Origin of the sequence: Arthrobacter sp. Br18 (genome assembly GCF_000520555.1) — a bacterium.
Classification (GTDB): Bacteria; Actinomycetota; Actinomycetes; order Actinomycetales; family Micrococcaceae; genus Arthrobacter_D.
In genome coordinates this window covers 32,993-44,081 of sequence record NZ_KI914851.1, presented here as the reverse complement: position 1 = coordinate 44,081, position 11,089 = coordinate 32,993, and the positions used below count along the sequence as shown (strand labels likewise).

Annotated in this window: 10 protein-coding genes and 2 pseudogenes; 7 read left to right on the top strand and 5 right to left on the bottom strand. The window is 67.3% G+C overall.

All coding sequences use genetic code 11. The features are described from left to right. Positions 1–193, bottom strand: a pseudogene (locus Y704_RS24370) (amidase); the annotation flags it as partial. 229 nt (positions 194–422) lie between these two features. On the opposite strand from Y704_RS24370, the gene Y704_RS0105345 reads away from it, so the two are divergent. From Y704_RS0105345 to Y704_RS19170, 4 genes are all read left to right on the top strand, one after another. Next, complete coding sequence (locus Y704_RS0105345; RefSeq protein ID WP_026549350.1) at positions 423–749, top strand: rhodanese-like domain-containing protein; 327 nt, start codon at positions 423–425, stop codon at positions 747–749. Then, a complete protein-coding gene (gene pheA / locus Y704_RS0105340; protein WP_026549349.1) occupies positions 746–1,684 on the top strand; it encodes a prephenate dehydratase in 939 nt (312 codons plus the stop codon). The genes Y704_RS0105345 and pheA overlap by 4 nt, the downstream gene beginning before the upstream one ends. A 117-nt stretch (positions 1,685–1,801) precedes the next feature. Next, a complete protein-coding gene (locus Y704_RS0105335) occupies positions 1,802–2,776 on the top strand; it encodes a DNA topoisomerase IB (RefSeq protein WP_026549348.1) in 975 nt (324 codons plus the stop codon). A gap of 83 nt (positions 2,777–2,859) precedes the next feature. Next, complete coding sequence (locus tag Y704_RS19170; protein WP_035771689.1) at positions 2,860–3,204, top strand: hypothetical protein; 345 nt, start codon at positions 2,860–2,862, stop codon at positions 3,202–3,204. Positions 3,205–3,214: 10 nt separating this feature from the next. Here Y704_RS19170 and Y704_RS0105325 read toward each other — a convergent pair whose 3' ends face one another. After that, positions 3,215–4,288 (bottom strand): diacylglycerol/lipid kinase family protein, encoded by a 1,074-nt coding sequence (locus tag Y704_RS0105325; protein ID WP_026549347.1) that lies wholly within the window; start codon positions 4,286–4,288, stop codon positions 3,215–3,217. A 176-nt stretch (positions 4,289–4,464) separates the two neighbouring features. Between Y704_RS0105325 and serS the strand changes: the two genes are divergently transcribed. Then, positions 4,465–5,745, top strand: coding sequence for a serine--tRNA ligase (gene serS / locus Y704_RS0105320; RefSeq protein WP_026549346.1), 1,281 nt, complete (start codon positions 4,465–4,467; stop codon positions 5,743–5,745). Further along, the gene (locus Y704_RS23265; protein ID WP_081747424.1) at positions 5,745–6,542 is read left to right on the top strand and encodes an HAD family hydrolase; all 798 of its coding nucleotides are present in this window, start codon (positions 5,745–5,747) and stop codon (positions 6,540–6,542) included. Before serS ends, Y704_RS23265 begins: the two co-directional genes overlap by 1 nt. 48 nt (positions 6,543–6,590) lie before the next feature. Here the strand turns inward: Y704_RS23265 and Y704_RS19165 are convergent. The 3 genes and pseudogenes from Y704_RS19165 to Y704_RS0105300 all read right to left on the bottom strand — a co-directional run. After that, a pseudogene (locus Y704_RS19165) lies at positions 6,591–8,060 on the bottom strand (SLC13 family permease); the annotation flags it as partial. Between the two features lie 240 nt (positions 8,061–8,300). Beyond that, a complete protein-coding gene (locus Y704_RS0105305) occupies positions 8,301–8,930 on the bottom strand; it encodes a hypothetical protein (RefSeq protein ID WP_026549345.1) in 630 nt (209 codons plus the stop codon). A gap of 61 nt (positions 8,931–8,991) precedes the next feature. Continuing rightward, entirely contained in the window at positions 8,992–9,558 is a 567-nt protein-coding gene (locus Y704_RS0105300) for an inorganic diphosphatase (protein ID WP_026549344.1), read from the bottom strand. A gap of 230 nt (positions 9,559–9,788) precedes the next feature. Here Y704_RS0105300 and Y704_RS0105295 point away from each other — a divergent pair, with 230 nt between their 5' ends. After that, positions 9,789–10,934 carry a zinc-dependent metalloprotease gene (locus tag Y704_RS0105295; protein ID WP_026549343.1) on the top strand — a complete coding sequence of 382 codons (1,146 nt, stop codon included), beginning with the start codon at positions 9,789–9,791 and terminating at the stop codon, positions 10,932–10,934. Positions 10,935–11,089: the final 155 nt, after the last annotated feature.

Genomic DNA, 11,089 nt, shown 5'->3' with positions numbered 1-11,089 from the left:
TTGCGCGCAGCGCATCGGCGGCGTCCGCCCCCGCCAGCGCCGCATCATGCGTCACGGTGATGAACGAACCGAGGTGCGGATTGAGGTCGTCGATCCGGCGGAGGAAGTGCTCAGTGACCTCCCTCGCGCCTATTGCACCCCGCGCCAGCGCATTGCGGAGGGTCAGGGCGGACAGCTCATGCAGTTCACTCACAGGGAGACTCTCCCCGTGCTGCGCGGGGTCGCCGCGTGGATCCGTCGGCTGCCATTGAAACCCCTGGTCCATTACGGTCGGCGCTTCCGGTGCGGTGCCCGACGTCCGTTCCCACTATAGGCTTGGGATGTCGCCTGGTGGGGTTCCTGCACCCGGTCCGGATCCGTCGGCAACATATCGAACGGCTACGAATCGAACGGCAACGAAACCAACGAAAGGGAGGCCCCAGGTGAGTGAGCTCGAGAACGTACCGGTGGAGGCCGTCAGCAACCATGCGAAAATCCTGGATGTCCGGGAGGACTACGAGTGGGCAGCGGGCCATGTCGAAGGCGCGCTCCACATCCCGCTCGACCAGCTTCCGGGACGGCTCACTGAGCTCGACCCCGATGAGGGCCTCCACGTCATCTGCCGCACCGGCGTCCGCTCGCAGCGCGCGGGCGAATGGCTGGTGGGCAACGGATACTGTGCGGTCAACGTAGCGGGAGGCATGGGCGCGTGGCTGGAGGCGGGCAGGCCCATGGTCTCGGAGTCGGGCAACCAGCCCACCGTCCTTTGAGTACGTCTCCCTCCTACGCCTACCTCGGTCCGCGGGGTACTTTCACCGAAGCCGCGCTGCTGCAGGTGCCGGGAGCGGAATCTGCACGCAGGGTGCCTGCGTCCACGGTTGCTGCAGCGTTGCAGCTGGTGAGGTCCGGCGACGTCGACGGCGCCATGGTGCCGATCGAGAACTCGGTGGAGGGCGGGGTCTCGGCAACCCTCGACGCGATCTCCGTGGGCGATCCGCTGCGCATCGTGCGGGAGGAGCTGGTGCCGATCACCTTCGTGCTGGCGGCGCGGCCCGGCACGGCGCCGGCATTGTCAGGGGTGCGGCGGATTTCCACCCACGGTCACGCCTGGGCGCAGTGCCGGTCCTGGGCCGATACCCACATCGAGAAGGCGGAATATCTGCCATCGCCGTCGACCGCGGCCGCCGGCTACGGTCTTCTTGCTGAGAACTGCGGGTACGACGCCGCGATCTGCTCACCCGCCCTGGCCGCCCGCCTGGGCCTGTCGGTGCTTGCCGATGATATCGGTGACAACTCCGACGCCGTCACGCGCTTCATCCTCGTCAGCCGCCCCGGCCCGCTGCCGGCGCCCACCGGAGCCGACAAGACCACACTGGTGATTCCGCTCCCCGAGGACCACCCCGGTGCGCTGATGGAGATCCTTGACCAGTTCGCGGCACGCGGCGTCAACCTCAGCCGCATCGAATCGCGTCCGACGGGCCAGTTCCTGGGGGACTACTTCTTCAGCATCGACGCCGAGGGCCACGCAGCAGACGCGCGCATCACTGATGCGCTGAAGGGGCTGCACCGCATCAGCCCCGGACTCCGGTTCCTCGGATCCTATCCGCGGGCCGACAGGCGCCGCCATGTCGTGGCGCCCCGCACCTCGGACGGTGCCTTCACCGCCGCGGACTCCTGGGTCGCGGGGATCCTGCAGGGCCGCTGAGGCCGCCCGCGTCAACCGGCAGGCCGTTTCCTCCACGTACTGCCGGGCCATGCAAAGTAGGCCTACCATGATGTGGTTCTCCTCGTCCGGCACGCTCCTCCAAGGTTGGGTTCCGTCATGGCTCGATTGCGCCGCAGCAACACCCGCAGGCCCGGCATCACGCGCAGGCGCCACGGCAAGGGGTTCAGTTACCGCGGTCCGGACGGCCAGCTGGTGAAGGACCGCGATGAACTCGAGCGGGTTCGGGAGCTCGTCATTCCCCCTGCGTGGAAGGACGTCTGGATAGCCCCCTACCGCAACGGGCACGTGCAGGTCCTCGGGACCGACGAGGCGGGGCGCCGCCAGTACATCTACCATCCGGCGTGGCGTGAGCAGAAGGACCGCGAGAAATTCGACCGCGCCCTCGAGTTCGGAGCGAAGCTGCCGAGCGCCCGCCGGGTCATTACCCAGCACCTCCGCAGCAACGGAACCACGCGGGAGAGGGCGTTCGCCGCGGCGCTGCGCATCGTCGACGCCGGCGCCCTGCGCATCGGCTCCGCCCAGTACGCCGAAGCCAACGGTTCCTTCGGGGTGACCACGCTGCTGGTGGAGCACGTCTCGATCGAGGGGTCGGTGATCACCTTCAATTTCCCGGGGAAAAGCGGCCAGCAGTGGGACACCACGCTGGAGGATCACGACCTCGCTGCGGCACTGCGCCCGATGATGCGCCGGGAGGACGCCGACACGGTGCTTGCCTACCGCACCACTGACGAGGCCTGGCACCACGTGGACGGCTCGCAGCTCAACGAGTTCCTTCGCCAGGTCACGGGTGGTCCGTTCACGGCGAAGGACTTCCGTACCTGGCAGGCCACGGTGGTCGCTGCCATGGCCCTCGCGCGGGAGGACCTGAAGGCCACAAGCCGCACGGCGAGGCAGAAGGCCGTCACTGCCACCATGCGCGCCGCGGCCGACCATCTGGGCAACACGCCGTCCGTCGCACGGAGTTCGTACGTCGACCCTCGGCTCGTCGACCGGTTCATGAGCGGTGAGGTCATACCTGTCGGGAGCATGACGGCGTCCGAAAACGCGGTCCAGGAACTTCTCCGAAAGTAACCGGCTTTCCCCTGCGGCCATTGCTAAGTAGGCTTAGCACGGGCACCCGGCCGGGAGCGCATCTTTCGACGAAAGGCAGCATCATGACCGAGAACGCTCATGGAGGACACATCGTCAACCCGAACAAGGGTGACGGCTCCACGTCCGATCCCAACTGGCACGGCGATGCCGGCGACCAGGGGAACGACATCCGGTTCGCCGAGGAGCAGGGCCTGATCAACGACCAGGCCGGACACGGCGACACCTCGACCGCCCAGGCCGCAGCCGCCTCCGAGGGCAGCTACACCAGTGCTGCACCGGCCGATGATGACCGCGGCTACACCGGAGCGCAGGAGCATGCGACAGAGGGCGAGTACACCGACAAGGACAAGCCCCTGGTCGACACGCCGGACGGCGAAGGCGAGTACACCGACCGCGACCGCGCCTGACATATCCCGGTCAGGCCGTTGGTCCGGGTTCTCCTGCAGGAACCCGGACCAGCAGTGCGTCGGCGTCCACCCGGACGGTCAGGGACGTCACGGCGCCTGAGGGATCGCCGTCGAGCTGGGTCTCGGTGGGCTCCGCCACCCAGACGGTGGCCTCCCGCGCACGGTAGTACTTGATGACGGGACTGCCGCCCCGGTGCCGCAGCACAATCTTCACGCCCATCCAGAACCACCCCGCGAGGCTGCGCGGGCTGATCACCACGACGTCGAGATAGCCGTCGTCGATGGTGGAGTCCGGAATGAAATCGATCCCGGCCGGCAGCTTCCCGCAGTTCGCGAAGAGGACACTGCGCACCTTCCTGCTCTGGGGGGCGCTCCCGTCGAAGCTGATCGACACGCGTTGCCGGCGTCCGGGCAGATGCCGCACCCCCGCTTCGCTGTAGGCGAGCCAGCCGTACTTCTCCTTCAGGTCGTCCTTGGTCGCCGCGACAATCGTCGCGTCGAGGCCCACCCCGCCCATCACCAGGAACGGGTGGGAGGACGCAACTCCGGTACGCGTGTTCCGCAGATGGATGCGCCCCATGTCGATCCGTCGCTGATTCCCGTGCAGGGCGGCCTGAATGCAGCCGTGCAGGTCGAAGTACGGCAGACCGAGGTTGCGGACGAGCAGGTTCCCGGTTCCGAGGGGGAGCAGACCGAGCGCCGCCGGCTGGTGCGCGAGGGCCTGCGCCACCGCGCGCACGGTGCCGTCGCCGCCTGCGGCGATGACGACGTCGGCTCCGGCTTCGAGGGCGCGGCGTGCCTGCCCGGTTCCGGGGTCCTCCACCGTCGTCTCGAGGATCAGCGGAGGGTTCCACCCCGCGTCTGAACATGCCTGCTCAACGAGGGCGCGGGCCGTCCGGGCCTGGAGCTTGACCGGATTGAGAACCAGCGCCACCTGCTGGGTGCCCGCGAAGGGCGGGAAGGCGGGGTGGGTGGTGGACGCGGCCGACCGCGGATGGTTGAAGCGGCGCACCGTCCACCAGCTTTGCGCCGATGCGGCCGCTGCCGAGCCGGCGGCGGTCAGGGCGAGCAGTCGAGGGCGCATGGTGTCTCAAGGATAGCCGCAGCGTATCTTCGACGTCGTCGCACGCGCACCGGCCACTCCGGGAACTGCCCCGTTCCTTCGCCCGCCTCCGCGCCTGGCGTCGAGCGTGTGCTCCCCGTCGGCGCTTCACTTCGGGCCGTTGATAACGGGCCCCGGCCCGTTGGTAGGCTAAAGGTGTGATCGATGTCAATGAACTCCGCGCCAATCCAGAGCAGTTCCGGGCCTCGCAGCGTGCGCGCGGTGCCGATGAATCCATCGTGGAATCCATCGTGGCGCTGGATGCCAGGCGCCGGGAGGCAGTGACAGGCTCTGAGGGCCTCCGTGCCAGCCAGAACGCCTTCGGCAAACGGGTGGCGCAGGCGAAGGGTGAGCAGAAGCAGGCCCTCCTGGCCGAGGTGAAGGAACTCGCGCAGTCGGTCAAGCAGGCCGCTGGTGCAGCAGAGGACATCAAGGTCGAGCAGGAGGCCCTGCTGCGGCGGGTGCCCAACCTCATCCAGACCGGCGTCCCGGCAGGCGGCGAGGACGATTTCGAGGTACTCAAGACGGTGGGCGTCCCCCGGGACTTCGCGGCGGAGGGCTTCGAGCCGCGGGACCACCTGGAGCTCGGCGAGATGCTGGGCGCGATCGACATGGAGCGCGGCGCGAAGATCTCCGGCTCCCGCTTCTACTTCCTGAAGGGAGTCGGCGCGAGGCTCGAACTCGCCCTGCTTCAGATGGCCATGGACCAGGCCGTGCAGGCCGGGTTCACTCCCATGATCACCCCCACCCTCGTGCGCCCCGAGACGATGCAGGGCACCGGCTTCGACATAGCCCACGACGCCGAGATCTACCGCCTGGAGGAGGACGACCTCTACCTCGTGGGAACCTCCGAGGTGGCGCTCGCCGGGTACCACTCGGACGAGATCCTCGACCTCGGCAACGGGCCCCTACGCTACGCCGGCTGGTCCACGTGCTACCGGCGGGAGGCGGGATCGCATGGCAAGGACACCCGCGGGATCATCCGCGTCCACCAGTTCAACAAGGTGGAGATGTTCACCTATACCTCCCTCGAGGATTCCTACGCCGAGCATGAGCGGCTGCTCGCCTGGGAGGAGGAGATGCTGGCAAAGGTGGAGCTTCCCTACCGGGTCATCGACACCGCTGCCGGAGACCTCGGGATGTCCGCGGCACGGAAGTTCGACTGCGAGGCCTGGGTCCCCACGCAGGGCGCGTACCGCGAGCTCACCTCGACGTCGAACTGCACCACCTTCCAGGCGAGGCGCCTGAACATCCGCGAGCGCCAGACGGGAGAGGGCCAGAAGGGCACGCGTGCCGTCGCGACCCTCAACGGCACGCTCGCCACCACGCGCTGGATCGTCGCCATCCTCGAGCACCACCAGAACCCCGACGGATCAGTGAACGTGCCCGCTGCGCTGCGCCCCTACCTGGGCGGCCTCGAGATTCTTCCGGTCCTGTAATGCGCCACACCAAGTACCTGATCGCGCTCGACGTCGACGGCACCCTGGTGGATCACGAGGGCAACATGACCGAGGAGGTGAGGTCCTCGGCACGGGCCGTCCTCCAGGCAGGCCACGAAATCGTCATCGCCACCGGCCGGTCGCTGGGCGCCACCCTGCCGGTGATGGAGCTGCTGGGCATCTCCCGTGGTTATGCGGTCTGTTCGAACGGGGGAGTGACGCTGCGGGTGGATCCGTCGCTGCCTCGCGGGTTCGAGGTGATCGAACGGGTGACCTTCGATCCCCGCCCCGCGCTGGTCGCCCTGCGGGAACGCCTTCCGGCCGCGAAGTATGCCCTCGAGGACGACCGTGGGCGCTTCCTCTCCACCGAGAGCTTCCAGGACGCCAGTTTCGGTTCCGAGGCCCAGAGCGTCGACTTCGAGGAGATGCTGGCCGCCAGGGCCGTGCGTGTGGTGGTTTTCAGCACGGACAGCACGGCCGAGGAGTTCGGCGAGGCCGTTGCTGCTATCGGTCTGCACGGGGTCACCTACTCGGTGGGGTGGACGGCGTGGCTCGACATCGCCGCATCGGGGGTCACCAAGGCGAGCGCGCTGGAGCTCCTGCGCCAGAACCTCCGGACGGAGCCGGAGCTGACTGTTGCTGTGGGTGATGGCCGCAACGACGTCGAAATGCTCCGCTGGGCCGCGCGCGGCGTCGCCATGGGGCAGGCTCCCGAGGAGGTGCGCGCCGCGGCGTCCGAAGTCACAGGGTCGGTGTACGACGACGGCGCAGCCAAGGTGCTCCGCTCTCTGGTCTAGGCGCGTCTCCACCAGGCCCAGGGCGAACGGTCCGATCAGGACGGTGAACATCGTGATGAGGATGACACCCACGATGTTCAGGACGATGCCGCCCCGCACCATCTCCGAGATCTTCACGTTCCCTGTCGCATAGACGATTGCATTCGGCGGTGTTCCGACGGGCAGCATGAACGCACAGGTGGCCGCGAGAGCTGCCGGGATGAGGAGGGTCTGCGGGTCCATGCCGATGCCGATGGCCACTCCTCCCAGGATCGGGATGAAGGTCGCCGCGGTCGCCGTGTTGCTGGTGATCTCAGTGAGCAGCAGGACGATCGTGACGACGGCAGCGAGCAACAGGATGATGGGCAGCGCACCCAGTCCGCTCACCTGGTCGCCGAACCAGGCGTCGAGGCCTGTCGAGGCAACAGCCGCCGCAAGGGAGAGGCCTCCGCCGAACAGCAGGAGGACGCCCCAGGGAAGGCCGTCCTCGGCGTCCTTCCAGACAAGGGTCATGTTTCCCTTCTTGTCGGCCGGGATCATGAAGAGGATGATTCCCGCGGCGATTGCGATCACGGTGTCGTCGAACGATCCGAGCCATGGCAGCGCCTCACTGACGGCCCCGATGTTGGAGACGAGGCCCGGCACGATCCAGCAGAATGCCGCACCGGCGAAGACCGCGAGCACCGTCTTCTCGCCCTGGCTCATTCGGCCGAGCGCCCGGATTTCGTCATTGATCAGTTCCGCGCCGCCGGGAATCTCCTCGAGGTTGAACTTGAAGATGACCCGGGTGATGAGGAGCCAGGCGAGCCCGATGAACACGACGACGATGGGTACGCCGAGGAGCATCCACTCGACGAAACCCACTGTTTCACCGAGTTCCGTGCTGATATAGCCGGCAACGATGGCGTTCGGCGGGCTGCCGAGCAGGGTGCCGAGACCGCCGATGGTCGCCGACCAGGCGATGGAGAGAATCAGGGCGACCCCGAAGATCCGCACCTCCTTGTCGTCGACAAGGTCGCTGACGGACTTCCCCGATGCGAGGTCCTTCTTCGTCTGGCCTTCGGTTGCCGTCGACCCGTGGCTGTTCTCCACCACGAGGGTGAGCACACTGAGCGCGATGGGAAGCATCATCAGGGTGGTGGCGGTATTCGATACCCACATCGACAGGAACGCGGTGGAGATCATGAGCCCGAGGATGATGCGGCGGGGGTGTGTGCCCACGCGGCGCAGGGTGAGGAGTGCGATGCGCCGGTGGAGGTTCCACTTCTGCATGGCGATCGCGATGAGGAAACCGCCCAGGAACAGGAACACGATGGGATTCGCGTAGGGTGCGGTTGCCTCTGCGGCTGTTCCGGCCGTCAGCGCAGGCAGCAGAACTATCGGCAGCAGCGAGGTGACGGACAGCGGCACCGCCTCGGTCATCCACCAGACGGCCATGAGCCCCGCGATCGCGGCAACCACGCGTGCGTCGTTGGGGAGGTCCGAGCCGCCCAGCAGAAGGTAGATGGCCAACGCGACGGCGACGCCGATGCCCCGCATCAGCCACTGCCGGGCAGCGGAACGATCCGGTGCGCCGTCCGCTGTGGTGGGCGGCCCCCCCTGCTGGGAGGTTGCACTGGGAATCTTGTCGCTCATGTTTCCGCCTCCGCACGCCGCTGTGGGTCTACCACCAAAAACCTAGCAGTGTGGAGGGTGACCCACAACGTCAAGGACTCCGGATGATCCGCGGTCACCTCCGTCCCGCTGCCATGCATGGCGATCCTTGCGTGTGGGATTCGTCTAGTACGCCAGCGCGGCCTCGGGTAGCGACGCAGGCCCATGGGCGAGGTCGAGCAGCCTCGCAGCAGCCGGCCGGGTGGCATGCTCCTCCAGCCAGTGGGACCGCACCACGGCCTTGCTGACGGCCTGGGTGCTGATGCCCAGCTCCTGCGCGATGAACTTCTGCTGGCCGCGGGCGCCCGGGGTCATCAGGTCGAGGACTGTCCATTCGGCGTCCGTGCGGGTGTAGACGATCCGGCCCAGCAGCCGCAGGACAGCCTCGGCTTCGCCGGCGACTTCAGCATCGGGCCCTTCGACGGCAAGCGGGATCCGCTCACCGGTTTTCTGGGCCCGGTCGACGGCGCGCCGTGCATACACCAGCCCAAAACCCTGGGCGTCGAGGATCCGCTCCGGAGCCGGTGGGAGGATACCCCCGGCTCCGATACCGACATGCCAGCGGCGGTATCGGATGGCGCGGAGCGCAGCGTCCACGGCGGTCTGCGCGGACGCCACGACACCCTGCACCTCATCACCGACGGATCGCTGGAAAGGCACCGTCGCCGGAAAGTGGCGCAGCGCCCTCAGAAGATCCGGAACGAGGTCGCCGACCTCGCGGGAGTCCCGCTGGTTGATGGTGAGGACGTACTGCATGCGTCAAGTATGCGGCAGGCTCGGGCACAATCAACTCATTAACGTTGATCGGGCCGGGTGGCTAGCGGCCCTCAGGGGTCTTCGTCGCGTTGTCGGCCTCGAACTCCACGCCGCGTCCCTGGGGCTCGTCCTCCTCGCTGAGCTCGCCGTGGTCCTTGAAGCGCTTCAGTGATGCCTCGACTTCGGCCTCTGCCTCTTCGCGCCCGGCCCACTCGGCGGCCTCGACCCATTTGCCGGGCTCAAGGTCCTTGTACTTCTTGAAGAAGTGCGTGATCTCCTCAAGCAGGAAATCGGACACGTCGGAGAGGTCCCTGATGTGGTCGAAGCGCACGTCCACCGGAACGCACAGCACCTTGGCGTCCCCGCCGCCGTCGTCGGTCATGTTGAACACGCCGATCGGGCGGGACTCGACGAGGACACCGGGAATGAGGTCGAAGTCCTGGAGCATCACGAGCGCGTCCAGCGGATCGCCGTCCTCACCGAGCGTGTTCTCGAAGTAGCCGTAGTGCGTGGGGTACTGCATCGAGGTGAACAGGACACGGTCCAGGCGAAGACGGTGGGTTTCATGGTCGATCTCGTACTTGACGCGAGATCCCTTGGGGATTTCAATCGTGACGTCCAACTGCATGGCAACTCCTCAGAAAAATGATCCGGTCTACTGTTTGATCTCAGCACCCAACATATCGGTCGGACCGCGCATCCCTGTACTTGTGCGAGGTGGGCGCTGCTGAAGATTATCCTTGATTCCGTTCGCCAGGCACGGCCGGCCGCGGACGATCCGGCGACGTTTCGGGTCCCTGCGAGTGCAGGCAGGAATTCCCGAGGGTTACCCCAGGGGGATGTGATCGAATGGTGGGCATGGAGAGCAACAGTCCGTCAGTCCAGTCCACCCCCCGCCGCCAGCTCATCAACTGGGACCTGGCGGCCAGCAGCGCCGCGAAACTCACCCCGGCAGGCCCGACGATGTCCCCGCGGGAGATTGCCGGAGCAGTCCAGAACCTGCGGAACCTCGCCGACGCCTCGGTGGGGCACGTCCACGCCATCTCCCGGCTCGACGCTGCGAGGGACCTGCGGGACTCCGAGCTGCTCGTCGTCGACCGCGCGTCCTGGGCCAAGGCCAACGCCCAGAGCTTCCGGACACTGCTCGAACCGGCGCTCGACCATCTTGCCGAAACCCGGCCCGAGGCGTTCAGTTCCGCCTCGATGACCCTGGGATCTGCCCTGACGGGGGCCCAGCTGGGCACCATCCTGGCATTCCTCTCCAGCAAGGTCCTGGGACAGTACGACCCCTTCGTTCCCTCCCGCAACGGAATGGGAGGCCGCCTGATGCTCGTGGCCCCCAACATCATCTCGGTGGAACGCGAGCTTTCCGTCAACCCGTCGGACTTCCGCCTGTGGGTCTGCCTCCACGAACAGACCCACCGTGTGCAGTTCGCGGCCGCCCCCTGGCTGAAGGACCACATGACCGGGCACATCTCCGAGCTCAGCGCCGGCCTCATGGACAAGGCGGACACCCTCTCGGAGCGGCTCGGCAACGCCGTGAAGTCCCTCTCCGCGCCCAAGGGGGGAAGTGCTCTGCGCAAAACGGGCGGGGACGGCCCCGGGCAGGACATGGGCATCCTCTCGGTCCTGCAGGATCCCGAGGACAAGGCCCGCCTGTCCCACCTGACGGCGGTGATGAGCCTGCTCGAGGGCCACGCGAACGTGGTCATGGACGGCGTCGACGCAAGCATCGTCCCCACAGTGAAGACGATCCGCCGCCGCTTCAACGCCCGCGGTAAATCCCGCGGTCCCCTGGAGAAGCTCATCCGCCAGCTGCTGGGCCTGGACGCCAAGATGCGCCAGTACAGCGACGGCGCGAAGTTCGTGCGGCGGGTGGTGGACCAGACGGGCATGGACGGCTTCAACCTGGTGTGGGAGGCCGAGGGAAATCTCCCCACCGAGCAGGAGATCCATGCTCCCGACGAATGGATCGATCGGATGAGCATCCGCCGCCATGGATAGGCGGCCCCGCCTGTCACCCGTGGTCGGCGCTGCACGGAAGCACCTCGAATCCGCACTTGCCGACCTGCTCCTGGTGCCGGCGCCACGGACGTCCGATGCGCGGACGGCGCAGCGGGCGGCGGCCGACGACGGCGAATCGCCGCAGTCGGGCCGGC

Coding starts and splice junctions, on each gene's coding strand:
- Y704_RS0105335 (WP_026549348.1), top strand. CDS start 1,802: ATGGCTCGATTGCGCCGCAGCAACACCCGCAGGCCCGGCATCACGCGC.
- Y704_RS23265 (WP_081747424.1), top strand. CDS start 5,745: ATGCGCCACACCAAGTACCTGATCGCGCTCGACGTCGACGGCACCCTG.
- Y704_RS0105300 (WP_026549344.1), bottom strand. CDS start 9,558: ATGCAGTTGGACGTCACGATTGAAATCCCCAAGGGATCTCGCGTCAAG.
- Y704_RS0105305 (WP_026549345.1), bottom strand. CDS start 8,930: ATGCAGTACGTCCTCACCATCAACCAGCGGGACTCCCGCGAGGTCGGC.
- Y704_RS0105325 (WP_026549347.1), bottom strand. CDS start 4,288: ATGCGCCCTCGACTGCTCGCCCTGACCGCCGCCGGCTCGGCAGCGGCC.
- Y704_RS19170 (WP_035771689.1), top strand. CDS start 2,860: ATGACCGAGAACGCTCATGGAGGACACATCGTCAACCCGAACAAGGGT.
- Y704_RS0105295 (WP_026549343.1), top strand. CDS start 9,789: ATGGAGAGCAACAGTCCGTCAGTCCAGTCCACCCCCCGCCGCCAGCTC.